General features: G+C 54.2%; 21 protein-coding genes and 1 riboswitch. Of the genes, 9 read left to right on the top strand and 12 right to left on the bottom strand.

Annotated elements, in window-relative coordinates:
- The first annotated feature begins 40 nt into the window (after positions 1–40).
- On the top strand, positions 41–2,482 hold the full coding sequence (gene plsB / locus NMC31_RS13430) for a glycerol-3-phosphate 1-O-acyltransferase PlsB (protein ID WP_253898234.1): 2,442 nt from the start codon (positions 41–43) through the stop codon (positions 2,480–2,482).
- Positions 2,483–2,660: 178 nt separating this feature from the next.
- Here the strand turns inward: plsB and ubiA are convergent, their stop codons facing one another.
- The 5 genes from ubiA to malK form a co-directional block, all read right to left on the bottom strand.
- Positions 2,661–3,533: a 4-hydroxybenzoate octaprenyltransferase gene (gene ubiA / locus NMC31_RS13435; protein ID WP_149461775.1), complete on the bottom strand. Its 873-nt coding sequence runs from the start codon at positions 3,531–3,533 to the stop codon at positions 2,661–2,663.
- 12 nt (positions 3,534–3,545) lie between these two features.
- Complete coding sequence (ubiC, locus tag NMC31_RS13440) at positions 3,546–4,040, bottom strand: chorismate lyase (RefSeq protein WP_253898235.1); 495 nt, start codon at positions 4,038–4,040, stop codon at positions 3,546–3,548.
- Positions 4,041–4,228: 188 nt separating this feature from the next.
- On the bottom strand, positions 4,229–5,170 hold the full coding sequence (malM, locus tag NMC31_RS13445; protein WP_253898236.1) for a maltose operon protein MalM: 942 nt from the start codon (positions 5,168–5,170) through the stop codon (positions 4,229–4,231).
- Positions 5,171–5,282: 112 nt separating this feature from the next.
- A complete protein-coding gene (locus NMC31_RS13450) occupies positions 5,283–6,608 on the bottom strand; it encodes a maltoporin (protein WP_253898237.1) in 1,326 nt (441 codons plus the stop codon).
- Positions 6,609–6,683: 75 nt separating this feature from the next.
- Positions 6,684–7,793 carry a maltose/maltodextrin ABC transporter ATP-binding protein MalK gene (malK, locus tag NMC31_RS13455; RefSeq protein WP_015966337.1) on the bottom strand — a complete coding sequence of 370 codons (1,110 nt, stop codon included), beginning with the start codon at positions 7,791–7,793 and terminating at the stop codon, positions 6,684–6,686.
- A gap of 372 nt (positions 7,794–8,165) precedes the next feature.
- On the opposite strand from malK, the gene malE reads away from it, so the two are divergent.
- From malE to malG, 3 genes are all read left to right on the top strand, one after another.
- Positions 8,166–9,356 (top strand): maltose/maltodextrin ABC transporter substrate-binding protein MalE, encoded by a 1,191-nt coding sequence (malE, locus tag NMC31_RS13460; RefSeq protein WP_253898238.1) that lies wholly within the window; start codon positions 8,166–8,168, stop codon positions 9,354–9,356.
- A gap of 127 nt (positions 9,357–9,483) precedes the next feature.
- Positions 9,484–11,028, top strand: coding sequence for a maltose ABC transporter permease MalF (gene malF, locus NMC31_RS13465; protein ID WP_253898239.1), 1,545 nt, complete (start codon positions 9,484–9,486; stop codon positions 11,026–11,028).
- Between the two features lie 14 nt (positions 11,029–11,042).
- Positions 11,043–11,933, top strand: a complete 891-nt coding sequence (gene malG, locus NMC31_RS13470; RefSeq protein ID WP_108475999.1) for a maltose ABC transporter permease MalG — start codon at positions 11,043–11,045, stop codon at positions 11,931–11,933.
- Positions 11,934–12,028: 95 nt separating this feature from the next.
- Here malG and psiE read toward each other — a convergent pair whose 3' ends face one another.
- The 6 genes from psiE to pgi all read right to left on the bottom strand — a co-directional run bounded on the left by psiE (position 12,029) and on the right by pgi (position 18,675).
- On the bottom strand, positions 12,029–12,439 hold the full coding sequence (gene psiE, locus NMC31_RS13475) for a phosphate-starvation-inducible protein PsiE (RefSeq protein WP_015966341.1): 411 nt from the start codon (positions 12,437–12,439) through the stop codon (positions 12,029–12,031).
- A gap of 359 nt (positions 12,440–12,798) precedes the next feature.
- Positions 12,799–14,895 carry a YjbH domain-containing protein gene (locus NMC31_RS13480; RefSeq protein WP_253898240.1) on the bottom strand — a complete coding sequence of 699 codons (2,097 nt, stop codon included), beginning with the start codon at positions 14,893–14,895 and terminating at the stop codon, positions 12,799–12,801.
- Positions 14,895–15,632, bottom strand: coding sequence for a capsule biosynthesis GfcC family protein (locus NMC31_RS13485; RefSeq protein WP_253898241.1), 738 nt, complete (start codon positions 15,630–15,632; stop codon positions 14,895–14,897). The genes NMC31_RS13480 and NMC31_RS13485 overlap by 1 nt, the downstream gene beginning before the upstream one ends.
- A complete protein-coding gene (locus NMC31_RS13490; protein ID WP_253898242.1) occupies positions 15,629–16,267 on the bottom strand; it encodes a YjbF family lipoprotein in 639 nt (212 codons plus the stop codon). The genes NMC31_RS13485 and NMC31_RS13490 overlap by 4 nt, the downstream gene beginning before the upstream one ends.
- Before the next feature lie 63 nt (positions 16,268–16,330).
- Entirely contained in the window at positions 16,331–16,573 is a 243-nt protein-coding gene (gene yjbE, locus NMC31_RS13495; protein ID WP_253898243.1) for an exopolysaccharide production protein YjbE, read from the bottom strand.
- Positions 16,574–17,025: 452 nt separating this feature from the next.
- The gene (gene pgi, locus NMC31_RS13500) at positions 17,026–18,675 is read right to left on the bottom strand and encodes a glucose-6-phosphate isomerase (protein ID WP_253898244.1); all 1,650 of its coding nucleotides are present in this window, start codon (positions 18,673–18,675) and stop codon (positions 17,026–17,028) included.
- A 234-nt stretch (positions 18,676–18,909) separates the two neighbouring features.
- A riboswitch (Lysine riboswitch) is annotated at positions 18,910–19,104 on the top strand.
- A gap of 85 nt (positions 19,105–19,189) precedes the next feature.
- Between pgi and lysC the strand changes: the two genes are divergently transcribed.
- The 3 genes from lysC to NMC31_RS13515 all read left to right on the top strand — a co-directional run bounded on the left by lysC (position 19,190) and on the right by NMC31_RS13515 (position 22,212).
- Complete coding sequence (gene lysC, locus NMC31_RS13505) at positions 19,190–20,539, top strand: lysine-sensitive aspartokinase 3 (RefSeq protein ID WP_253898245.1); 1,350 nt, start codon at positions 19,190–19,192, stop codon at positions 20,537–20,539.
- A gap of 98 nt (positions 20,540–20,637) precedes the next feature.
- Complete coding sequence (gene panS / locus NMC31_RS13510; RefSeq protein WP_108475993.1) at positions 20,638–21,579, top strand: ketopantoate/pantoate/pantothenate transporter PanS; 942 nt, start codon at positions 20,638–20,640, stop codon at positions 21,577–21,579.
- A gap of 360 nt (positions 21,580–21,939) precedes the next feature.
- Entirely contained in the window at positions 21,940–22,212 is a 273-nt protein-coding gene (locus NMC31_RS13515) for a YjbD family protein (RefSeq protein ID WP_253898246.1), read from the top strand.
- On the opposite strand, the gene rluF is transcribed toward NMC31_RS13515, so the two are convergent.
- Positions 22,213–23,085 (bottom strand): 23S rRNA pseudouridine(2604) synthase RluF, encoded by an 873-nt coding sequence (rluF, locus tag NMC31_RS13520; RefSeq protein ID WP_149461759.1) that lies wholly within the window; start codon positions 23,083–23,085, stop codon positions 22,213–22,215.
- 348 nt (positions 23,086–23,433) lie between these two features.
- On the opposite strand from rluF, the gene NMC31_RS13525 reads away from it, so the two are divergent.
- Positions 23,434–24,381 (top strand): sugar-binding transcriptional regulator, encoded by a 948-nt coding sequence (locus NMC31_RS13525; protein WP_253898247.1) that lies wholly within the window; start codon positions 23,434–23,436, stop codon positions 24,379–24,381.
- A 71-nt stretch (positions 24,382–24,452) separates the two neighbouring features.
- Positions 24,453–25,259, top strand: coding sequence for an SDR family oxidoreductase (locus tag NMC31_RS13530; protein ID WP_253898248.1), 807 nt, complete (start codon positions 24,453–24,455; stop codon positions 25,257–25,259).
- Positions 25,260–25,268 lie beyond the last annotated feature (9 nt).

Consider the following 25,268-nt stretch of genomic DNA (forward strand, 5'->3'; position numbering starts at 1 on the left):
CCGCGCATTTGCATGATTAACCAGAGGCTTTACATCGTTTATGTCCGGTTGGCCACGAATTTACTACAAATTACTGAATTTACCATTAAGCATACTGGTAAAAAGCAAGTCTATTCCGGCAGAGCCTGCCCAGGAATTGGGGCTCGATACCTCGCGCCCAATCATGTACGTCCTGCCTTATAACTCTAAGGCCGACTTACTGACCTTGCGCGCCCAGTGCCTGGCGCACGATCTCCCAGACCCGCTTGAGCCACTGGAGATCGACGGCACCCTGCTGCCCCGCTATGTGTTTATCCATGGCGGCCCGCGCGTGTTTACCTATTACACGCCGAAAGAAGAGTCTATCAAGCTGTTCCACGACTATCTCGATCTGCACCGCAGCAATCCGAATCTGGACGTGCAGATGGTACCGGTATCGGTGATGTTTGGTCGTCGTCCGGGGCGTGAAAAAGGCGAGGTGAACCCTCCACTGCGCATGCTGAACGGCATTCAGAAATTCTTCGCCGTCTCCTGGCTTGGCCGCGACAGCTTTGTGCGTTTCTCACCGTCTGTCTCTCTGCGCCGCATGGCCGATGAACACGGTACCGATAAAATTATCGCGCAAAAACTGGCGCGCGTGGCGCGTATGCACTTCGCTCGCCAGCGTCTGGCCGCGGTAGGCCCTCGCCTGCCAGCGCGTCAGGATCTCTTCAACAAGCTGCTCGCCTCGCGTGCGATTGCCAAAGCCGTTGAAGATGAAGCACGCAGCAAAAAAATCTCTCATGAGAAAGCGCAGCAAAACGCCATCGCGCTGATGGAAGAGATTGCCGCCAACTTCTCCTACGAGATGATTCGACTGACGGACCGTATTCTGGGCTTCACCTGGAACCGTCTCTATCAGGGTATCAACGTGCACAACGCCGAGCGCGTTCGCCAGCTGGCACATGACGGCCACGAGATTGTGTATGTGCCGTGTCACCGTAGCCATATGGACTACCTGCTGCTCTCCTACGTGCTCTATCACCAGGGGCTGGTGCCGCCGCACATTGCTGCCGGTATCAACCTGAACTTCTGGCCCGCTGGCCCGATTTTCCGTCGCCTGGGCGCGTTCTTTATTCGCCGTACCTTTAAGGGCAACAAACTCTACTCCACCGTCTTCCGCGAATATCTCGGCGAGCTGTTCAGCCGTGGTTATTCCGTTGAATACTTTGTGGAAGGTGGACGTTCCCGTACTGGCCGCCTGCTGGACCCGAAAACCGGCACCCTGTCGATGACCATTCAGGCGATGCTGCGCGGCGGTACGCGTCCTATCACACTGGTGCCGATTTACATCGGTTACGAGCACGTGATGGAAGTGGGTACGTACGCAAAAGAGCTGCGTGGCGCGACCAAAGAGAAAGAGAGCCTGCCGCAGATGCTCAAAGGCCTGAGCAAGCTGCGCAACCTGGGCCAGGGCTATGTGAACTTCGGCGAGCCGATTCCGCTGATGAACTACCTGAACCATCACGTACCGGAGTGGCGTGAGTCTATCGATCCTATCGAAGCCATTCGTCCGGCCTGGCTGACACCTACGGTAAATGGTATCGCCGCCGAACTGATGGTGCGCATTAACAACGCTGGTGCGGCAAACGCCATGAACCTGTGCTGTACCGCGCTGCTGGCATCTCGTCAGCGTTCTCTGACCCGCGAGCAGTTAACTCAACAGCTGGACTGTTATCTGTCGCTGCTGCGCAATGCGCCGTATTCGCCGGATGCCACCACGCCAAACGTGACGGCCAGTGAGCTTATCGACCACGCGCTGCAGATGAACAAGTTCGAAGTCGAGAAAGACACCATCGGCGATATCATCATTCTGCCGCGCGAGCAGGCGGTGCTGATGACTTACTACCGCAACAACATCGCCCATATGCTGATCATGCCGTCGCTGCTGGCGACCATCATGACCCAGCATCGCCTTGTTTCTCGCGCGGATGTGCAGAACATGGTTGAAGTGATCTATCCGATGCTGAAAGCTGAGCTGTTCCTGCGCTGGGAAAAATCAGAGCTGGCGTCGGTGATTGATACCCTGGTTGATGAGATGGAACGCCAGGCGCTGATCACCCGTCAGGGCGATGAACTGCACATCAATCCGTCGCATTCCCGCACCCTGCAACTGCTGGCCGCAGGCGCGCGTGAAACGCTGCAACGTTATGCCATTACGTTCTGGCTGCTGAGCGCCAACCCATCGATGAACCGTAGTACGCTGGAGAAAGAGAGCCGTACCGTGGCACAACGTTTGTCGGTGCTGCACGGCATTAACTCGCCGGAGTTCTTTGACAAGGCGGTGTTCTCCTCGCTAGTGCTGACGCTGCGTGATGAAGGTTATATCAGCGACAGCGGTGACGCCGAGCCGGAAGAGACGATGAAGGTGTACCAGATGATGGCGAACCTCATCACCCCGGACGTGCGTTTGACGATTGAGAGTGTGACGCAGGACGAAGAACCGGCGCCGAAAGACGCCTGATGGCGCTTCGCTTATCAGGCCTACGGGACCGGAGCTTGTCGGGCGGGCAAGCGCAGCGCACTCGCCAGATGCCTGATGCGCTTCGCTTATCAGGCCTACGGGTTCGGAACTTGTAGGGCGGGCAAGCGCAGCGCCCCCGCCATAAAAAAAGCCGGATAAAATCCGGCTTTTTTCCTTTTTAGAAGTGCCAGTAACTCATCGCCAGACCGATAAACAACACCAGCCCAACGTAGTTATTGTTCATAAACGCCTGGAAACAGGCCGCGCGTTCACGGTGTTGAATCAGCTTTTGCTGGTACGCGAACAGCGCGCCCGCAATGAAGATTGACCAGTAGAATTCCCAGTTAAGCCCGTTCAGGTAACCAATCGCCGCCATCAATACCAGCACGCCCACCTGCAAAATACCGATGATTAAGCGATCGTATTGACCAAACAGAATTGCTGTTGATTTCACGCCAATTTTCACGTCATCGTCGCGGTCAACCATCGCATACTGCGTATCGTACGCCACCGCCCACAGAATATTCGCCAGCAGCATCAACCAGCAGCTCAGCGGCAGCGATTCACTGACGGCGGCAAACGCCATGGGGATCGACCAGCCGAATGCCGCGCCCAATACCACCTGCGGCAAATGGGTATAGCGCTTCATAAACGGATAGACCCACGCCAGCGCCAGCCCGGCAACGGAGAGCAGAATGGTCATGGTATTGAGCGTCAGCACCAGCAGGAACGACAGCAGCACCAGCACGGCAAACAGGGTTCGCGCTTCTTTTTCCGTCACCGCACCACTCGGTAACGGACGGTTGGCGGTGCGTTTTACATGACCATCAAATTTACGGTCAGCATAGTCATTCACCACGCAACCGGCGGCGCGCATAAGCCAGACACCCGCGACAAATACCGCCAGAATCCATAACGGCGGTACGCCGGGCGCGGCAACCCATAACGCCCACAAGGTCGGCCACAGTAGCAACAGCGCACCAATCGGCTTGTCGGTACGCATCAGGCGATGAAAGGCCAGCAGCTTATTCTGCGTCAGACTCCTCTCCATTTTCTCTTCCTCTTAGTACAACGGCGATGCAGGCAGAAACAGCTCGGTCAGGAGCAGCGGTTTCCCACTCAACCGGAGGCGGGAACGACGCCCCCAGAGAGCTGCATGGCAACCTATCTCAATAAAATCACGCGTGAGCATGGAAGACGTAAACAGGTAACGACCCAGCGGCGTCTTGCCAAGCTGTTGCAGCGCCAGTTCCGGGCCACTTAAAGTCGATTCCGGCACTACTGTGCGCCCGGCAAGCCAGGGCACGCCGTCCACACACAGCAATATTTCTCGTAGCCAGTAGCGTTGCTCGTCGGGCAACAAGGGTAACTCTTCCGCTATAGCATCGCGGGTGACAAACCCTTCGTCAATCAGTGTGACGCTGACCACACCATATTGTTCAAAGCGTTTGGTCATGGAATCTTCCAGCAACAGCCAGTCGAGTTGTTCAGCGTCGAGCGAGGGGATTGCGTCAAAATAGTTTAGCGCACGCAGTTGCGTCAGTGCGGGATGCGTCATGCCTGACTCTCCAGTACATAATGTGCGGCTATTGTATCGCAGAATGGGGCGGGCGGGAGTGCAGTAATGGCTAAATACGATCATTGACGCAACAGTTATGCAACAGCATGGCGCACAACAGAAAAAAAGTGCGCCCCGAGGGGCGCACCGAAAGGCATAGCCTAAACATCAGCACTGTGGGGATGTCATTACCCCTTGCCTTTTACAGCGCTGATAAAGGTGGATCTCGCAGAGGTAGAACCGAGGCGCTCAGCTTCATCCAGCAGTTTCAACGCTTTATCCACATCACCACTCGCAACCGCCTGCTTTATGGCTTTGTTGAAGTACGATTCGGTATCGTTCAGCATCGGTTCACTTTTCTTCGCCGGTGCTGGCGCAGGTGCGGCGGCTACGGCGGCAGGTGCGGCGTAAGTCGGTGCAGCGGTGTTACCCACCGTGACAGGTGCCGGGCCGGAAGAGCCAAACAGTGGGCCAACCAGAACGCTGGAGGTACTATTGGTTTTCACTTTCAGCTTCAACGTGCCATCGGTGATATGACGCGCAATCGGGTCCGGGATATCAGGAATCGCGTTACCGACGCCTTTGGCGTAGGACTTCGCCGGATCCAGTAATTGGGTGGTTTTTTGCAGATCCTGCTCGGTGGTGAACACCAGCACATACAGTTTCTGTTGGCCCAGCGCAGGCGTCAGACGCATTTCACCTTCAAGACGGTCAGCGCTCATGACGCCCGGTTCCTGATAGGTGAAGTAGCTTGACGGGAAGAACGCTGATGGCGTCATGTTCTGGTCCAGAATCAGAACGTTCGGTGCAAAGACGCTGGTTTGTTTATTGACTTCACTGCTCAGCGTGAGCGTGAGTTCACCAATGTTGGCCGGCACACTGTAGGCCGCAACCGGGCCGCTGATACCAGGCACATTCAGGCTCTGACCGCCTGTGGAGAGCGTTGTGGTCTGGACTTTAGATTGATCCACCGGCGTCCAGGTCAGTTGCTGTAACGCAGCGGTCGGAATAGTTGGCGCGGCAGAGGTGTTCTGCGGCACGTAGTTTACATCGGCAAAGGTGACTGCCGGTACGCTTGCCATAAGACCTGCGCAGAGGCCGAGGGCGACGAGACTTTTCTTCATTTTCATTGTTATTACCTCAGATACAAAGCTCAGCGCTCGCCAGGCAATAGCGCGCTGCGCATAAAGAGAGAGGGGCTTGCGCCCCTCTTTTCAGGCATTACATCGAGTTAAACGACGATTACCACCAGATTTCCATCTGTGCGCCGAAGGACCACTCATCGTTGTCGCCACGGCTATAGGTTTTAGCACTGGTGTCTTTGGTCGCGATACCGTTGTTGTAGCCCCATTTTTCATCCCACTTCGCATAGGTTGCGAAGACACGGATAGCCGGACGAGACCAGATGCTGTCGCCTGCCTGCCACTGTTGCGCCAGGGTAATTTTGTACTGGCTGTTGCGATCGCCAGTCTGCTGAGATTTAACGTTGTCGTAGCCGACTTCCATTAGTGTGCTCATGATCGGTGTCCATTTGAACATCGGACGCACACCCACGGTGTACCACGTCGTACCGTTGTTATCGTCACGGTCGATATCCTGATACATACCCACATACATCAGGTCCCAACGCTCGCCCAGGGAGATTGCACCGTGGTCGAGGATACGAACCAGAGAGCCGTTGTTATTGATTTCGTTGTCAACAATCCCGATTTCTGCATCAGGATCGTAGTTATTGCCAGTGAAGGACCCCTGTGGAATACCTTTGCCCTGAGTTGTCATTGCATCAGTTGCGTACTGGACAACAAATTTGTTGTAGCCTTTCAGCATGCTCTGGGTATGTTCGGCAGTGAACATCCAACCGTCTTTGGTTGCGCCATCAGCAAAGCTGTAGCCGTCAGTTTTGTTCGCACGACCATAGTCAACACCCAGTTCCAGCACGCCGTCCGGGTTGGTTTCCAGACCTGCTAAACGTACGTCGAAGACGTCGTTGGCAGTGTCTTTATAATCACGGTAGATATCATTACTGGAGAAAATGTAAGAACCGCCAGCTTCCTGAGAACGGGTGGCTGCCAAAGACAGTTTACCGAAGCCCAGATCGATGTTTTCGATACCGGCACCAGGACCAGAAATATCCCAGTAGTAGAAGTCGATCATGTGCACATCATGACGCTGATAGAAGCGCTTACCGGCCCAGATGGTGGAACCTGGCAGCCATTCAATCAGGTTTTTACCCTGCACGTTGGCTTCACGGAATGCCGGGTCAGTACCTTCCCAGTCATTCTGTTGAGCAACGGAGTACGCCACGTTGGTGTCAAAGTAGAAACTCTTATCACCTTCTTTCCAGACTTCCTGGCCCAGCTTCAGTTCCGCATAGGTTTCACATTCGTTACCGAGACGGTACTTACTTTGTGCACCTGTTGCCTGGAAACACTGTTGTTCACCGCCGCTGCCAGTCCAGCCAATACCGGAACGCGCGTAGCCGTGGAAATCAACTGCCAGTGCCTGAGCAGACATAACGCCTGCCGCAACGGCGACTGCCAGTGGAAGTTTGCGCAGAGTAATCATCATTCTATCTCCTGAGATCATTGCTTTTCTTTGAAACACGAACCCTTGTAGCCGGGTTTTGTGCCTTTGTTATGGGAATCAAACGCCGGGCTCTTTATGCAACCGACGACATGCGGTGCCATCCTCACGGAACAGGTGGCAACGCTCTGGTGGCAAGCCAATAGCGAATGTGGCTCCCTCTTCTACTAACACCACATCATTCTGGCGATAGACCAGGTTCTGATGGATGGCGGGGATCTGGATATGAATTTGCGTTTCGTGACCAAGCTGTTCCACAACGTGGACTTCGCCTTCGAGGGTGACATCCGCGATGTCGCTGGGCAGCAGATGTTCAGGGCGAATACCCAGTGACATGTTGGCGCCGACCTGCACATTGTTACTTTCTACCGGCAGCCAGACCTGTTGACGGTTTGGCAGCTCAACCTGCACCTGGTCAATCGCCGTAGCGGTGACTTTGACCGGCAGGAAGTTCATTTTCGGCGAGCCGATAAAGCCCGCAACAAAGCGGTCGGCCGGATAGTGATAGAGTTCAAGCGGCTTGCCGACCTGCGCGACGCGGCCTGCATCCAGCACCACGATTTTGTCGGCGAGCGTCATCGCTTCAACCTGATCGTGGGTGACGTAAATCATCGTGCGGCCCAGACGTTTGTGCAGGCGGGAAATTTCAATACGCATCTGCACGCGCAGCGCGGCATCCAGGTTGGACAGCGGTTCATCGAGCAGGAACACGTTCGGTTCCGCCACCAGCGTACGGCCAATCGCCACGCGTTGACGCTGACCACCGGAAAGTGCTTTTGGTTTGCGCTCTAACAGGTGCGCCAGCTGTAATACTTCGGCAACCTGATTCACACGCTGGTTAATGACTTCTTTTTTCGCGCCCGCCAGTTTCAGACCGAAGGACATGTTCTCGGCGACGGACAGATGCGGATAAAGCGCATAGGACTGGAACACCATGCCCACACCGCGTTCCGCAGGCGGGATTTCGTTCATCCGGGTTTCCCCGATATAGAGGTCGCCGCTGGTAATCGTCTCAAGCCCGGCGATCATGCGAAGCAGTGTAGATTTGCCACAGCCCGACGGCCCAACAAACACCACGAACTCCCCTTCCTGGATATCCAGGTTGATATCTTTCGATACCACCACGTCGCCCCAGGCTTTCGTTACATTTCGCAGTTGTACGTTTGCCATCGCCTTCTCCCTTGTTACAACCCGTCACTAACAGAAACATTCAAGATGGATTGAACTATGGGGTATCCCTTGTTGTCGCGAATCCTCCACCCCCCTTGTTTTTTATGGGGGAGGAGGCGGGAGGATGAGAAAACGCCTTCTGCCACCGGGGGTTAGGGGCTACAGGGAAAATCGTGAGCTGGCCTGCAAAAACGGGGCGTTTTTTATGTGCGCCAGGACTCATAACTCTGATTTATGTAACAGAGATCACATAAACACCCCCTGGGGCGTAGAGGAAGGGAGGATGGAAAGAGGTTGCTAAAAAAGGAGACTCAACAACGTAAAAACCACCTCTGTGTATCCACGAGTACATCACCAAAAAGGACGGGATATATGAAAATTAAAACTGGCGCTCGCATCCTCGCGCTGTCGGCTCTGACCACGATGATGTTTTCCGCCTCAGCCCTCGCGAAAATCGAAGAAGGAAAACTGGTTATCTGGATCAACGGCGATAAAGGCTATAACGGCCTCGCCGAGGTAGGTAAGAAATTCGAGAAAGACACCGGCATTAAAGTCACCGTTGAACATCCGGATAAGCTGGAAGAGAAATTCCCGCAGGTTGCGGCAACCGGTGACGGCCCGGACATCATCTTCTGGGCGCATGACCGTTTCGGCGGCTACGCGCAGTCTGGTCTGCTGGCTGAAATCAGCCCGGACAAAGCCTTCCAGGACAAACTCTATCCGTTCACCTGGGACGCCGTTCGCTACAACGGCAAACTGATCGCTTACCCGATTGCGGTTGAAGCGCTCTCCCTGATTTACAACAAAGACCTGGTCCCGAACCCGCCGAAAACCTGGGAAGAAATTCCTGCGCTGGATAAAGAGCTGAAGGCGAAAGGTAAGAGCGCGCTGATGTTCAACCTGCAAGAACCATACTTCACCTGGCCGCTGATCGCCGCCGACGGTGGCTATGCGTTCAAGTTTGAAAACGGCAAATATGACGTGAAAGACGTGGGCGTAGATAGCGCTGGCGCGAAAGCGGGTCTGACCTTCCTGGTTGACCTGATTAAAAACAAACACATGAATGCGGATACCGATTACTCCATCGCTGAAGCGGCCTTTAACAAAGGCGACACCGCGATGACCATCAACGGCCCGTGGGCATGGTCTAACATCGATAAGAGCAAAGTGAACTACGGCGTAACGCTGCTGCCGACTTTCAAAGGCAAGCCGTCTAAACCGTTTGTCGGGGTGCTGAGCGCCGGTATCAACGCCGCGAGCCCGAACAAAGAGCTGGCGAAAGAGTTCCTCGAAAACTATCTGCTGACCGACCAGGGTCTGGATGAAGTCAACAAGGACAAACCGCTGGGTGCCGTTGCACTGAAATCATTCCAGGATCATTTGGCGAAAGATCCGCGCATCGCGGCCACCATGGATAACGCCCAGAAAGGCGAAATCATGCCGAACATCCCGCAGATGTCTGCATTCTGGTATGCCGTTCGCACCGCAGTCATCAACGCCGCAAGCGGTCGTCAGACTGTCGATGCCGCACTGAAAGACGCGCAGGGTCGTATCACTAAGTAATGCTGTAGAGCATGTGCCGGATGCGGCTTCGCCTTATCCGGCCTACGATTCAGTGTAGGCCTGATAAGCGCAGCGCATCAGGCGCATCTCCAGCCAGGAAGTTTCAACGTTGTAGAGGAAGATCCCCATGGATGTCATTAAAAAGAAACATTGGTGGCAAAGCGACACGCTGAAATGGTCAGCAATCGGTCTGCTGGGCCTGCTGGTGGGTTACCTTGTAGTTTTAATGTACGCACAAGGGGAGTACCTGTTCGCCATCATGACGCTGATTTTAAGCTCTGCTGGCCTGTATATTTTCGCCAATCGTAAAGCATACGCCTGGCGCTATGTTTATCCGGGTATGGCCGGGATGGGGCTGTTTGTCCTGTTCCCACTGATTTGCACCATCGCCATCGCCTTCACCAACTACAGCAGCACTAACCAGCTTACCTTTGAGCGTGCGCAGCAGGTGCTGATGGACCGCTCTTATCAGGCAGGTAAGTCTTACAACTTCACGCTGATCCCGGCGGGTGACGACTGGCAGCTGGCGCTTACCGACGGTGAAAGTGGCAAGAATTACCTTTCCGACGCCTTTAAATTAGGCGGCGAACAGAAAATTACGCTTAAGGAAGCGGATGCCCTGCCGGAAGGCGAGCGTGCGGCGCTTCGCGTGATCACCCAAAACCGTCAGGCCCTGAACCAGTTAACCGCCGTTCTGCCAGATGAAAGCAAAGTCGTGATGAGTTCTTTACGTCAGTTCTCCGGCACTCGCGCGCTTTACACACTGGGCGCTAACGACGAACTGACCAACAACCAAACCGGCGTGAAATATCTGCCGAACAACGATGCAGGTTACTACCAGGCGGTCGATGCCTCCGGTAATCTGACCGGCGAGAAGCTGAGCCCAGGCTATACCGTGACCATCGGCTGGGATAACTTCACTCGCGTCTTCACCGACGAAGGGATTCAGAAACCATTCTTCGCCATCTTTATCTGGACGATTGTCTTCTCGGTACTGACCGTCATTCTGACCGTTGCCGTCGGCATGGTACTGGCATGCCTGGTGCAGTGGGAAGCCCTGAAAGGCAAAGCGATTTACCGCGTGTTGCTGATTCTGCCCTACGCCGTACCGTCGTTTATCTCGATTCTGATTTTCAAAGGGCTGTTCAACCAGAGCTTTGGTGAAATCAACATGATGCTGAGCGCGCTGTTCGGTATCAAACCCGCCTGGTTCAGCGACCCAACCACCGCGCGTTCGATGATTATCATCGTCAACACCTGGCTCGGTTACCCGTACATGATGATCCTGTGCATGGGCCTGCTGAAAGCGATTCCGGACGACCTGTATGAAGCCTCGGCAATGGATGGCGCAGGCCCGTTCCAGAACTTCTTCAAGATTACGCTGCCGCTGCTGATTAAGCCGCTGACGCCGCTGATGATTGCCAGCTTCGCCTTTAACTTTAACAACTTCGTTCTGATTCAACTGTTGACCAACGGCGGCCCGGACCGACTCGGCACCACAACCCCTGCCGGTTATACCGACCTGCTGGTGAGCTACACCTACCGTATCGCCTTCGAAGGCGGCGGCGGGCAGGACTTCGGCCTCGCCGCAGCGATTGCCACGCTTATCTTCCTGTTGGTCGGTGCGCTGGCGATAGTGAACCTGAAAGCCACGCGTATGAAGTTTGATTAAGGGAGATAACGACAATGGCTATGGTACAACCGAAATCTCAGAAACTGCGCTTGTTTACAACGCACCTGTTACTCCTGATCTTCATCGCGGCAATCATGTTCCCGCTGCTGATGGTTATCGCCATTTCACTGCGCGAAGGTAACTTCGCGACCGGCAGTCTGATCCCGGAAAAAATTTCCTGGGAGCACTGGCGGCTGGCGTTGGGCTTCAGCGTAGAACACGCTGATGGCCGCGTCACACCGCCACCCTTCCCGGTTCTGCTGTGGTTGTGGAACTCGGTGAAAATTGCGGGCATCACTGCGATTGGCATCGTCACCCTCTCCACCACCTGTGCTTACGCCTTTGCCCGTATGCGTTTCCCGGGGAAAGCGACCCTGCTGAAAGGGATGCTGATTTTCCAGATGTTCCCGGCAGTGCTCTCGCTGGTGGCGTTGTATGCGTTGTTTGACCGCCTCGGCCAGTACATTCCGTTTATCGGCCTGAACACGCACGGCGGCGTAATCTTCGCCTACCTGGGCGGTATCGCGCTGCACGTCTGGACGATTAAAGGCTACTTCGAAACTATCGATAGCTCGCTGGAAGAAGCGGCGGCACTGGATGGCGCAACCCCGTGGCAGGCGTTCCGCCTGGTGCTGCTGCCGCTTTCCGTACCGATTCTGGCGGTGGTGTTTATCCTGTCGTTTATCGCCGCGATTACCGAAGTACCGGTAGCGTCACTGCTGCTGCGTGATGTGGACAGCTACACCCTGGCCGTTGGTATGCAGCAATATCTCAACCCACAAAACTATCTGTGGGGCGACTTTGCCGCAGCCGCTGTGCTCTCTGCCATTCCGATTACCGTCGTGTTCCTGCTGGCGCAGCGCTGGCTGGTTAATGGCCTGACGGCAGGCGGTGTGAAAGGTTAATACCCTCGTTCTACCCTCCCGGAAACGGGAAAAGCCACTGCAATCCTCGATTTAACTTGTGACTGTTGTTTGGCGCTCTTCGGAGCGCCATTTTTTTATTCCCGTTTCAGGCGTTTGGAGTTACACAACCACAGGGTGATCACCAGCAACAGGATCGCCCCGGAGTAGATCAACACGTCGAGCGGCGAGGTGTGATCGACGATGATCAGGCGCACAATCGCGGTGATCCCGATATAGATGAAGTAGCGCAGCGGGAAGTGAAAACCGGACTGAAAGTACTTCACGATCAGTGCGATAAATTCGAAATAGAGAAAATAAACCACCAGCCCTTCCACCAGCTCGTATTTGCTGGTGCGCTCAGGTGCAAAAAGCACGTCGGCTAAGTGCAGCGTCTCTTTGCCGAGAAAGATGACCAGAATCATACCAAGGCAGAGTAGCCCAAGGTTGAGGACAGTCTGTAAGATCGTCGAGATAAACTCGACGCGTGGACGGGGGAGTGATGTCATGGCGGCCTCTCCTGTGCAGGCTGAGCCTCCTGTATAACGCAAAAATGTGATCCAGATCTACATTTTTTACATCAGCAGTGCCGGATGGCGGCTACGCCTTATCCGGCCTACAGAGCGCGTCAAAACGTTGCATAACACCTTCAAATCCCCCGTAGGCCGGATAAGGCGTTTACGCCGCCATCCGGCACACAGACCGCATCAAAACGTTACATCGCACCTTCAAATTCCCCGTAGGCCGGATAAGGCGTTTACGCCGCCATCCGGCACACAGGCCGCATCAAAACGTTACATCGCACCTTCAAATCCCCCGTAGGCCGGATAAGGCGTTTACGCCGCCATCCGGCACACAGACCGCACAATTACCGGAAATTCATGCTCTTATCACTGGTAATCCCATACAAGTCAAACTTGCGCCCCAGCTTCTGGCCGCCATCACGGGTCAACGGCACCCAGTTCACCGCGGCGCGGCTGCGGGTGGCACCAGCGGAGAAGAGATCCAGCGGCACAGAGACATACACGCCTTTAGTGAACTCCCCTTCCCCATACTCATCGCCGGAAACGTTGGTGATGGTAGCGTAGCCACCGACCACCACGCCGCTGTCGAAGTGTTTAGAGATATCGAGCGTGCCGCCCTTATCGCCCGCCAGATACTGGCCGACGCTGGCTTTGACCAGCACATCCTGGGCAAACGGCGGCGTCCAGTACGCGGTGAGATGCCCGGTCTTCACACTGTAGTCGGTGAATTTCATCATGTCCTGCGCGCTGCGCCAGTCACGCTGTTTCACATAGTTGGCATCAATACCCACCGCCCAGTTGCTGTCTACCGGGCGATAAAGCGCCTCGACGCCTGCCCCGCCGAACATGGTTTCCAGATAGCCGCCATAAACCTGGCCATAGAAATTATTCCCCAGATACTGGAAATAGTTCGCCTGCAGGTTATTCACATAGACATTATTCTCAACGTATTCACGCACATGAGTACGCACCCGCGGCAGTTTCGAGTCACTCGGCGGGTTGGTGTAGTTAAACTTGTCGTAGTTGTTGGCGATGTTGGCAAACAGGCTTCCGCTGGTCAGCAGGTGGTCGGTCACCCACCAGTCCGCCGTACCCATCACACCCAACTGATACATATAAAAACTTTCTGGCCCGCCAACGGATTGGCTCAGCACCGGGTCGATATGGAAATCGAAGCGCGATTTATCGATATACCAGCCCTGCTCGGTGGTTTCCGGCACGATCGGCGTGACGCGCTTTTGGTCCAGCGGCGTTTCGTGGCCGAGCGGCTCGCCTTCCAGATGACGTTGCAGGCTGGCGACATTAGTTTCCGTGGTCACCTGCGGCATGTTGAGGCGATTTTCGGTAATGCGGATGGTGCGAATGCCTTCCGGCAGATCGTTCATGATGATGCGATTCGCCCGATCGATGCCCTCGCGCGAGTCGCGATATTTCACCTGCTCGCCGGTGACATAGAGCGTATCGCCTTTGGTTTGAATATTCGGGTCGGCAAATCCGGCGTTATATTTCAGCAACGTAAGCTGATTCGCTACCACCGAATGTTGCAGAATCGCATCCTGCGGCTGCGGGCGATATTTAGGTCTCGCGTTGTCGTTGTAAGACGGACGCAGATCGTTGAAATTCGTGCGCAGGGTGAAGCCGAACATTACGGTATTCCCACGCTCGTAGCTCAGGTTAACGTCGGCCCAATCCGCAACGCGATAAATAGCGCCGACGTTAAACTTGCTTTTCTGGTCCAGTTTTCCGGCAAAATCCTGCTGGTAGTTATTGCCTTCATACTCCAGTTTCAGGCGTAGCGGCTGCCAGGGTGTTTGATATTCTACCCCGCCAAAAAACGCCGCCGGGCCGCGGAACATCTGGCTGCTGTCCATCGATCCCGCTTCGCGGTAGCTGTTGTCGCGATGGCAATATTTATCGCTGTAAGAGCAGAACGGGTTCGTGGCGTTGCCGCTGGTGCCCAGATAGCCCCAGCCCATTCCGAGGGAGAAGTCGAACGGCCCCCAGGCTTTGTTGGCAACGATATATTCCGAGTCAAACAGCCCGGTACCGCCGATATCGCGCGCGCCGACGGAAACCTGCGGCATCCAGTAACTCTCTTCCCACAGGCGCAGTTTCAGGTCGAAGGCTTTATCTTTATAGGTTTGATCGCCCGAGAACGCATCGACGCTGCTGTATTGTTTGGTTCGCACGTCGGTATAACGCAGCGTCGTTTCCAGCCACGGGAACAGTTGCACGGAGGCAGAGTAGTAGCGGTACTGATCGTTATCGCGATAGTTAAGGCTGATTTCCCCTTCCCTCGCCATTCGAGCGGTAGGTGTTTGCAGCAGGCCGACGCCGCCAAAATCAGACTGCGAAGGGCCAATGGGCGCCGGATACGTTTCGGCATGGCACGCGGCGCTGACGCCCAGCGCCAGCAGGCTATAGAGGTATTTTTTCTTCATTAATCAGGTATCCGCTGCGACAGGGAGCGAAGAATGGCGACGTTGAGTTCATCGTATTTCTTCGTCCACAGTGAATCGGCAAAGCCAACAAACACGATGCTGCCGGGCATCGGCTCAATATGACGTCGGTTCCAGTAGGCGATGGGGGCCTTCAGCGTGCGGCCATCGGGATAAATCACCCACGCGTAGCTCCGCTCGCCGCCGCTGAGTCGTTCAACATCTTTGAGATAGCCTGCGACATCGCGACCGGGCGTAAACGCCACTTTGCCAGGGCGATTGATCAAACCGAAAAGCGTTATCGTCGAGGGTTCATTGCCTACCCACAGGCTGTATTTCCCCTGAAGCGGCGGATTTTTCCCTTCACCGATGCGAACGTCATCCGGGTCCAGCGAGACAAACTGTCGTCCCGTGACGTTGATGGCCTGAAGCTGCTGGCGTAAGGCATTAATGGCAGCGGCATCACTTCCGCTCGCCTCCATCGCCGCGCGGCTTAACGCGGCGAGTAAAACCTGATGCTGTTGCTGAGCTATCGTGGTCGCCTGCTGTTCGGCGATCACCGCACCGCGCCACCAGCTTCCGGCGAGTCGTGGCTGTGCAACGAGATCCGCCAGACGGTCGGCGTTGGTCAAGGTCAGCGTTTTTGTCTCGCCTTCACGATGAACATCCACGGTGCCTGCTGCGAATGCGCCACCCGAGATGGCGCAGAAAAGTCCTGCGATGAGCGTGATTTTTTTCATTGTTTTGCGGCCTTGATCAGGGTCGTTTTCACCGGGAAATAGCCCGCTCCAAGGTATTGTTCTGATTGTCGAATCTGGCCTTCGTCATCAATCCAGAAGCGGTTGCGCCAGGTTGTTTGGTCGGTGGTCACCGTTTCTTCCAGCACGCGGACCGGCGTCTCGCTTCCGGCTAAGGTCAGCGTTTCGCGATCGCCCCAGTGGAAGGTGGATTGCGCGGTGGCGTAACGCACCTGACGGTGCTCGGTCCAGCCCATCGTGCGCGTCCAGCTTGCGCCATCCACCACCTGATTAGGTTTGGCTAACGGGTCGCTGGCGAGATTGTTAACATCCAGCAGGTTGTCGCCTGCCAGTTGCGTCTTGACGATACGGCCGTGCTGCGTGACCAGCGTGGCCTGATCCTGCGTCACCCACTTGTGCTGACCGTTTTCCGAATAAGCCAGCGCCACAAAAATCTGCGGGCCGTTATTGAGCTGAATATACTGGCTGGCGTAGGGCATATTCTGGATATCGTCCGCTGTAAGATGCACGCCGGGCGTGCCGAACAGGCTATCCCATAACGATTTTCCCAGACCTTTTGTGCTGGATGAACACGCCTGAAGCAGCAGGCAAAGAGTGATAATGGCAAGTCGCTTCACGACGTTTCTCCGAAGGGGCAAAATAACCACACCGAAGTGTGGTTATGGGTAAACGCACCCGTATTACTGGGTACTGGTTGTTGTGGTGGTCGTGGTTCCGGTATTGGAGCCATCACCGCCACCTGTCGCTGCCAGCGCGACACCTACCGCAGAACTCACGGTGCTGGCGCTGGTCGCGGTAGAACTCCCCGCGGAGACAGACGTCGCCGCAGAGCCCGCCGCATCACCGGTTTCCACCGGCGCTGCTGACGCGGATGCCGCCGCAAACGCAGATATGGCAAAAATGCCATAAATGATTTTCTTCATAACAATTTCCCTTCATTGAATAAATGGAGGTACATACCCTGGGAATTCCGGATTGCAGAGTGAAAGTCAGCATGAAATACATGCGTGGCTCACGCACATACAACCTGAAAATAAGCGGGTATACCTGAAATATTCAGGCGTCATCGAGTATACACAACTCAATACCGGGAATTAGCGTCAGGGGAAGTGAGCAAGGGATTTTAAGAAAATGAGAAAAAGGTAACAGATAAGTATTATTTATTGATTATAAAAAGCAGTAAATCAGCAAGTTACGAATAAAATACATATATTAAACCTGCGTAATATCTGAAAATGAACTCTTATTTAATTCAGCTCTATTTATGTTTTAGGAATATGCTCATCGGTAATTTTCAGCTGAGATCACGGACAAGGGGATTTATCCGATAAAAAAAATGCCGGCTATTACGCCGGCATTTTCAGATTAAGACGACTTATGCACGCCAGGATTTGTAACGGTTAATCAGGCCGTTGGTAGAGCTATCGTGGCTGCTAATTTCGCTGCCATCTTTCAGTTCCGGCAGAATACGGTTTGCCAGCTGTTTACCCAGCTCAACGCCCCACTGGTCGAACGTGAAGATGTTCAGGATAGCGCCCTGAGTAAAGATTTTGTGCTCATACAGCGCAATCAACGCGCCCAGGCTGAACGGGGTGATTTCGCGCAGCAGGATGGAGTTGGTTGGGCGGTTGCCTTCAAAGACTTTAAACGGCACCACGTGTTCCAGCGTGACCGGATCTTTACCCTGATCGCGATATTCCTGTTCAACCACTTCGCGAGATTTACCGAACGCCAGCGCTTCGGTCTGGGCGAAGAAGTTAGACAGCAGTTTCGGGTGGTGATCGGAAAGCGGGTTGTGAGTAATAGCCGGCGCGATGAAGTCACAAGGAACCATTTTGGTGCCCTGGTGAATCAACTGATAGAACGCGTGCTGGCCGTTAGTACCCGGCTCGCCCCAAATGATTGGGCCGGTCTGGTGCGCCACTTTGTTACCGTTGCGGTCAACATACTTACCGTTGGACTCCATGTTGCCCTGCTGGAAGTAGGCCGCAAAACGGTGCATATACTGGTCGTACGGCAGAATCGCTTCAGTTTCCGCGCCGAAGAAATTGTTGTACCAGATGCCGATCAGCGCCAGCAGAACCGGCAGGTTTTTCTCAGCAGGCGTGGTGGAGAAATGCTTGTCCATCGCGTGCGCGCCGGAGAGCAGCTCCACAAAGTTGTCGAAGCCGACGGAGAGAATGATCGACAGACCGATGGCTGACCACAGAGAGTAACGGCCGCCCACCCAGTCCCAGAACTCGAACATGTTGGCGGTATCAATACCAAACTCGCCCACCGCTTTCGCGTTGGTGGAAAGCGCCGCGAAGTGTTTCGCCACGTGTTTTTGATCGCCCGCCGTCGCCAGGAACCAGTCGCGCGCGCTGTGGGCGTTGGTCATGGTTTCTTGCGTGGTGAAGGTTTTGGATGCGACCAGGAACAGGGTGGTTTCCGGGTTAACGGTTTTCAGCACTTCCGCGATGTGAGTACCATCGACGTTAGACACAAAGTGCATATTCAGATGATTTTTGTACGGACGCAGCGCTTCAGTCACCATGAACGGGCCGAGGTCAGAACCGCCGATACCGATGTTGACCACGTCGGTGATCGCTTTGCCAGTATAGCCTTTCCAGCTACCGGAAATGATGGCTTCAGAGAAACCTTTCATCTTATCCAGCACAGCGTTAACTTCCGGCATCACGTCTTTGCCGTCAACGATAATCGGGGTGTTGCTGCGGTTACGCAGCGCCACGTGCAGCACGGCACGGTCTTCGGTACGGTTGATTTTCTCACCGGAGAACATCGATTTAATCGCGCCGCTCAGATCGGTCTCTTTCGCCAGATCCTGCAGCTTACTCAGGGTTTCTTCCGTGATGCGGTTTTTAGAGAAATCCACCAGCATCAGATCGTCAAACGTAGCGGAAAACTTGCTGAAACGGTCGCTATCTTTGGCAAACAGCTCGGCAATAGTGACATCTTTCATTTCATCGAAGTGTTTCTGTAGTGCCTGCCACGCAGCGGTCTGCGTTGGGTTGATATTTTTCATTAGCAATACCCTTCTGATTTGAGAATCGTTACTGCCCTCGATTGTAGCGCCAGTTACAAAAATTTGTGATCGTTTTAGTGTTACAGGCAACAAACAAGGCATAGAGTCGCAAAAAGTATAGCTGTCATAAGTGTTTTTTCTGACACCCCTTTTTGCATGAAAAATCCGCATAACCCCAGCGTTGACAGGGGTGGCTTAAGCCTTTATTTATAAAGGCACTACCTGCGCATGGCGCAGGCCAGAAGAGGCGCGTTGCCCAGGTAATCGTATTTCAGGAGCCAGTCCGCGAAAGATACGTGAGGGGGAGCAACGCCGAGGTGGCTGAACGCCTGGTCACGTTCGCTATCGGCTACAGGGGCTGAATCCCCTGGGTTGTCACCAGAAACGTTGGCAGTCCGGCGTTTCGCAAGGTGGAGCACTTCTGGGGAAATCGTAGTTTCTGCGTCCCCCTGTATACCGCTCTTCCCTTGTGCCAAGGCTGAAAAAAGGAACCCCTGACACGAGGCAGTACACAATGACAGATTTTGTCGTCGCCAAATTTGGCGGCACCAGCGTAGCCGATTTTGATGCCATGAACCGCAGCGCGGACGTGGTGCTCTCCGATTCCCGCGTCCGTTTAGTGGTGCTTTCCGCCTCCGCAGGCGTGACCAATCTGCTGGTTGCGCTGGCCGAAGGGCTGGAGGCCACCGAACGCTTCGCCAAACTGGATGCCATCCGCAAAATCCAGTTCTCCATTCTGGAACGCCTGGCGAACCCGAACGTGATCCGCGAAGAAGTGGAACGCCTGCTGGAAAATATCACCACGCTTGCGGAAGCGGCTTCTCTGGCCACCTCAACCGCGTTGACCGATGAACTGGTCAGCCACGGTGAACTGATGTCCACCTTGCTTTTCGTTGAAGTGCTGCGCCAGCGGGATGTGCAGGCGCAGTGGTTTGACGTGCGTAAAGTGATGCGCACCAGCGATCGCTTTGGCCGCGCCGAACCGGACGTTGCTGCGCTGGCCGAGCTGGCAACCCAGCAACTGGCCCCGCGTCTGGCGGAAGGCATGGTCATCACACAAGGCTTTATCGGCAGCGAAGCCAAAGGCCGCACCACGACGCTTGGCCGTGGCGGCAGCGACTACACGGCGGCCCTGCTGGGTGAAGCGCTGCACGCCACCCGCGTCGATATCTGGACGGATGTGCCGGGCATCTACACCACCGACCCGCGCGTGGTTCCGGCGGCTAAACGCATTGATGAAATCGCCTTTGAAGAAGCGGCCGAAATGGCGACCTTCGGCGCGAAAGTGCTGCATCCGGCCACGCTACTGCCCGCCGTACGCAGCGATATTCCGGTGTTTGTGGGCTCAAGCAAAGATCCAAAAGCCGGTGGCACGCTGGTGTGCAATAAAACGCAGAATCCACCGCTGTTCCGCGCACTGGCCCTGCGTCGTAAACAAACGCTGGTGACCCTGCATAGCCTGAATATGCTGCACTCACGCGGTTTCCTGGCGGAAGTTTTCGGCATTCTGGCACGTCACAATATCTCGGTGGATTTGATCACTACATCTGAAGTCAGCGTAGCGTTAACACTGGATACCACCGGCTCAACATCGACCGGCGATACGCTGCTAACGCAGTCACTGCTGATGGAGCTTTCCGAACTGTGCCGCGTCGAAGTGGAAGAAAATCTCGCGCTGGTCGCGCTGATTGGTAACGATCTCTCTAAAGCCTGCGGCGTGGGGAAAGAGGTGTTCGGGGTAATGGAACCGTTCAACATCCGCATGATTTGCTATGGCGCATCCAGCCACAATCTGTGCTTCCTGGTACCCGGCAGCGAAGCCGAACAGGTTGTGCAGAAGCTGCATCAGAATTTGTTTGAATAAACCCCTTCCACGCGATAAACAATACCTATGGCCGGGCTCGAACCCGGCCTTTTTATAACAACACAATGCAAACACAACGCTATCGCAAGGAATACAACATGCTCGCTGTTCTGACCCGGCTGTTCCCGTTATGGGCACTGCTGCTCTCCGTTATTGCGTATTATACGCCGCCCACGTTCACTGCCATCGGCCCGTGGGTGCCAACTCTTCTGATGCTGATTATGTTCGGCATGGGCGTGCATCTTAAAGTGGACGACTTTAAACGCGTGCTTTCACGCCCGGCACCAGTTGCGGCGGGGATTTTCCTGCATTATCTGGTGATGCCGCTCGCCGCGTGGCTGTTGGCGCTACTGTTTAAGATGCCGCCGGAGCTTTCTGCCGGGATGGTGCTGGTTGGCAGCGTGGCGAGCGGTACTGCATCCAACGTGATGATTTATCTGGCGAAAGGCGACGTCGCACTGTCGGTCACCATTTCGTCTGTTTCTACATTGGTTGGGGTGATCGCCACGCCGTTGCTCACCCGTCTGTACGTCGATGCGCATATTCAGGTTGATGTAATGGGCATGCTGTTGAGTATTCTGCAAATCGTAGTGATCCCCATTGGTCTGGGGCTGATTGTGCACCATCTCTTCCCACGCGTGGTGAAAGCCGTAGAGCCCTTTCTTCCCGCGTTTTCAATGGTGTGCATTCTGGCGATTATCAGCGCCGTGGTGGCCGGTTCCGCATCACACATCGCTTCGGTCGGTTTTGTGGTGATTATCGCCGTCATTCTGCACAACACGATCGGCCTGCTCGGCGGCTATTGGGGCGGGAAGCTGTTTGGTTTTGATGAGTCCACCTGCCGCACACTGGCCATTGAAGTGGGGATGCAAAACTCTGGCCTTGCGGCTGCACTGGGTAAAATCTACTTCGGCCCACTCGCGGCGCTGCCCGGCGCGCTGTTCTCGGTGTGGCACAATCTTTCCGGCTCACTGCTTGCGGGTTACTGGTCCGGGAAGCCGCTTGATGAGAAGGCAAGGGATGCGGTGAAAGAGGGATGATTCGCGGCCCGGTGAGGTGAACTTGCCGGGTTTAGCCTACTTGCAATGAGTGGCTCAATCTCTCGTTCAGCATTCTGATAGAGCTGTTGGGCTTCCTCGTCGCCAAAACCCAGCTCAGAAAATATGTTGGCATCCGCAGGCGTCACGTGCTGAATTTTGACATCAATGGAGGGGCTTATTTTCGGTTCCTTAGCACTCGCTGTACTGCCTGATAATGGGCTTTTGCAATATGTTTGTCTTGTTCAGAATTGTGCTGAGTCTTTTTGCTGGAGATAAATAATCTGCGATGTGCTTTCAGAATTAGTTTCTTTCGCACAATTTCCCGTACACTGGACTCTCTGGCTAACTGAGGGCACCATCATGGCACTCCCCCGCATCACCCAAAAAGAGATGACCGAACGCGAGCAGCGTGAACTGAAAACGTTGCTTGATCGCGCCCGTATCGCGCATGGCCGCGTGTTGACCAATGCTGAAACGAACAGCGTCAAAAAGGAATATATTGATAAGCTGATGGTTGCGCGTGAAGCTGAAGCGAAGAAAGCCCGCCAGTTGAAGAAAAAGCAGGCTTATAAACCGGATGCGGAAGCGTCGTTTTCCTGGTCAGCGAATACGTCGACGCGCGGCAGACGCTGATTAACGCCCTTTTTTCTTACGCCCCGGCGAGGTAAAACGCTTACCGTTGGACGCCGGGCGGCTCCCTTTTTCAGCCGTTTTTTCCATCTTCACCACCGGGCGCTTGATGCCCGCCGTTTTCGGTTTTGCCTTCGCCTTTGGCTTCGCTTCCGAGGAAGAGCCTTCGATAAGTTTAAACAGGTCGATGAGCTCATCATCGGTTAAATCACGCCACTCGCCCAGCGGAATACCGCTTAAACTAACGTTCATAATGCGCGTACGTTCCAGTTTCTTCACTTCGTAGCCAAAGTGCTCACACATGCGGCGAATCTGACGATTCAGGCCCTGTACCAGCGTGATGCGAAACACAAACGGTGCTTCTTTCTTCACTTTGCACTTCTTCGTCACCGTACCCAGAATCGGTACACCCGCCGCCATACCGCTCACGAACTCATCCGTCACCGGTTTATCTACCGTAACCAGATACTCTTTTTCGTGATCGTTACCGGCACGCAGGATCTTATTAACCAGATCGCCGTGGTTGGTCAGGAAAATCAGCCCCTGAGAATCTTTATCCAGGCGGCCAATCGGGAACACGCGCTTGCTGTGGTTGACGAAATCGACGATGTTATCGCGTTCGCCATCTTCCGTAGTGCTGACAATCCCCACCGGCTTGTTCAGCGCAATCAGCACCAGATCTTCTGCCTCGCGAGGCTCAATCAACTGACCGTTTACTTTTACAACGTCGCCAGGTTTCACCTGATCGCCAATGGTGGCGCGTTTACCGTTAAGGAAAACGTTACCTTGTTCGATATAGCGATCGGCTTCGCGACGAGAGCAAATTCCGCTTTCGCTGATGTATTTATTTAAACGGATGGATGAGTCGGGCAGCATAAATTCTCCTCTAAAACGCGGAATATACCCTACCTGTTAGCGATGAAAAACAGGGTTATGCGGCAACGTCGCAATTAAATGTGATCTCCCGCGCCTTTTATCACAAAAGTGTCGCCACAAACCGGGTGCATTTTTGCGTTACCAAAATCAAGATAATCAAGAGATTACGAATTACCGCACATCTGTGCTGATGACTGCTACGCACATAAACAAATGTGCAAGAGAAATCGCCATTTCATCCCACACAAAGAGTGAAAAATCGCTTTTAAAGCCCCACGTGATGGGGTTATATCAGATCAAGCGGTTAAAAAGCGTATTTGCACATATGTGCAGAACCAGGAGGCGGCAATGGAAAACAGTGACGATATCCGGTTGATTGTAAAGATTGCCCAACTCTATTACGAACAGGATATGACGCAGGCGCAAATCGCGCGTGAGCTGGGAATTTATCGAACGACGATCAGCCGCTTGCTTAAACGAGGCCGCGAGCAGGGTATTGTCACCATCGCTATCAACTATGACTACAACGAAAACCTCTGGCTGGAGCAGCAACTGAAGCAAAAGTTTGCCCTGAAAGAAGCCGTGGTGGTGTCGGGGCATGATGAAGAGGAAGACACGCAACTGACCGTGATGGGGTTACACGGCGCGCAGTTGCTGGATCGATTGCTGGAGCCGGGCGATATTGTCGGTTTTTCCTGGGGCCGCGCGGTACGCGCTCTGGTCGAAAATCTACCGCAGGCAGCGCAATCCCGGCAGTTAATCTGTGTACCGATTATCGGTGGGCCATCCGGAAAACTCGAAAGCCGCTATCACGTGAACACATTAACCTACGGCGCGGCGGCGAAGCTGAAAGGAGAATCGCATCTCGCAGATTTTCCTGCCCTATTGGATAACCCATTAATTCGTAATGGGATCATGCAGTCTCAACACTTTAAAACCATCTCGGCCTACTGGGATAACCTGGATGTTGCGCTGGTAGGGATTGGCTCACCTGCCATTCGCGATGGTGCTAACTGGCATGCATTTTATGGCGGCGAAGAGAGTGACGACCTGAATACCCGCCAGGTCGCCGGCGATATTTGCTCGCGCTTTTATGATATTCACGGCGTAACGGTCGATACCAATATGAGTGAAAAAACACTCTCAATCGAGATGAATAAATTAAAGCAGGCGCGTTATTCCATAGGCATTGCCATGGGCAAAGAAAAATACAGCGGTATTATTGGCGCACTACGCGGAAAATATATTAATTGTCTGGTAACAAATAGCGACACCGCAGAACTGTTACTGAAATAAAAAATCTGCCCGACTTAAACCGTAATGAAAAATTGCGGCGGGCCTCTGTTACCTAAAATCAGGAGTCTGTTATGCAAACGTGGTTAAATTTGCAGGATAAAACCATTATTGTCACCGGCGGCGCATCCGGCATTGGCCTGGCAATTGTCGAAGAATTATTAGCACAAGGCGCGAATGTACAGATGGCCGATATTCACGGTGGTGACGGTCAATATGAAGGTCATAAAGGTTATCAGTTCTGGCCGACCGATATTTCCAGCGCTAAAGAGGTGAATCATACGGTGGCCGAAATTATCCAGCGCTTTGGCCGCATCGACGGTCTGGTAAACAACGCCGGGGTCAATTTCCCGCGTCTGCTGGTCGATGAAAAAGCGCCTGCCGGGCAATATGAACTCAATGAAGCCGCGTTTGAAAAAATGGTCAATATCAACCAGAAAGGCGTTTTTCTGATGTCGCAGGCAGTGGCGCGACAGATGGTCAAACAACACGATGGTGTGATTGTGAATATTTCCTCAGAAAGCGGGCTGGAAGGCTCTGAGGGTCAGAGCTGTTACGCCGCCACCAAAGCTGCGCTCAATAGCTTCACACGCTCCTGGTCGAAAGAGCTGGGTAAACACGGTATCCGTGTGGTCGGCATCGCGCCGGGAATTCTGGAAAAAACCGGGCTGCGCACGCCGGAATATGAAGAGGCGCTGGCGTGGACGCGCAATATCACCGTTGAGCAACTGCGTGAAGGCTACACCAAAAATTCCATTCCTATTGGGCGTTCCGGAAGATTAGCGGAAGTAGCTGATTTTGTTTGTTATCTGCTGTCTGAACGCGCCAGCTACATCACCGGAGTAACCACTAACATCGCGGGCGGTAAAACGCGCGGGTAAGGAGGCTTT

Source organism: Pseudocitrobacter vendiensis, from assembly GCF_943590815.1.
GTDB lineage: Bacteria > Pseudomonadota > Gammaproteobacteria > Enterobacterales > Enterobacteriaceae > Pseudocitrobacter > Pseudocitrobacter vendiensis.

Coding starts and splice junctions, on each gene's coding strand:
- plsB (WP_253898234.1), top strand. CDS start 41: ATGTCCGGTTGGCCACGAATTTACTACAAATTACTGAATTTACCATTA.
- ubiA (WP_149461775.1), bottom strand. CDS start 3,533: ATGGAGAGGAGTCTGACGCAGAATAAGCTGCTGGCCTTTCATCGCCTG.
- ubiC (WP_253898235.1), bottom strand. CDS start 4,040: ATGACGCATCCCGCACTGACGCAACTGCGTGCGCTAAACTATTTTGAC.
- malM (WP_253898236.1), bottom strand. CDS start 5,170: ATGAAAATGAAGAAAAGTCTCGTCGCCCTCGGCCTCTGCGCAGGTCTT.
- NMC31_RS13450 (WP_253898237.1), bottom strand. CDS start 6,608: ATGATGATTACTCTGCGCAAACTTCCACTGGCAGTCGCCGTTGCGGCA.
- malK (WP_015966337.1), bottom strand. CDS start 7,793: ATGGCAAACGTACAACTGCGAAATGTAACGAAAGCCTGGGGCGACGTG.
- malE (WP_253898238.1), top strand. CDS start 8,166: ATGAAAATTAAAACTGGCGCTCGCATCCTCGCGCTGTCGGCTCTGACC.
- malF (WP_253898239.1), top strand. CDS start 9,484: ATGGATGTCATTAAAAAGAAACATTGGTGGCAAAGCGACACGCTGAAA.
- malG (WP_108475999.1), top strand. CDS start 11,043: ATGGCTATGGTACAACCGAAATCTCAGAAACTGCGCTTGTTTACAACG.
- psiE (WP_015966341.1), bottom strand. CDS start 12,439: ATGACATCACTCCCCCGTCCACGCGTCGAGTTTATCTCGACGATCTTA.
- NMC31_RS13480 (WP_253898240.1), bottom strand. CDS start 14,895: ATGAAGAAAAAATACCTCTATAGCCTGCTGGCGCTGGGCGTCAGCGCC.
- NMC31_RS13485 (WP_253898241.1), bottom strand. CDS start 15,632: ATGAAAAAAATCACGCTCATCGCAGGACTTTTCTGCGCCATCTCGGGT.
- yjbE (WP_253898243.1), bottom strand. CDS start 16,573: ATGAAGAAAATCATTTATGGCATTTTTGCCATATCTGCGTTTGCGGCG.
- pgi (WP_253898244.1), bottom strand. CDS start 18,675: ATGAAAAATATCAACCCAACGCAGACCGCTGCGTGGCAGGCACTACAG.
- lysC (WP_253898245.1), top strand. CDS start 19,190: ATGACAGATTTTGTCGTCGCCAAATTTGGCGGCACCAGCGTAGCCGAT.
- panS (WP_108475993.1), top strand. CDS start 20,638: ATGCTCGCTGTTCTGACCCGGCTGTTCCCGTTATGGGCACTGCTGCTC.
- NMC31_RS13515 (WP_253898246.1), top strand. CDS start 21,940: ATGGCACTCCCCCGCATCACCCAAAAAGAGATGACCGAACGCGAGCAG.
- rluF (WP_149461759.1), bottom strand. CDS start 23,085: ATGCTGCCCGACTCATCCATCCGTTTAAATAAATACATCAGCGAAAGC.
- NMC31_RS13525 (WP_253898247.1), top strand. CDS start 23,434: ATGGAAAACAGTGACGATATCCGGTTGATTGTAAAGATTGCCCAACTC.
- NMC31_RS13530 (WP_253898248.1), top strand. CDS start 24,453: ATGCAAACGTGGTTAAATTTGCAGGATAAAACCATTATTGTCACCGGC.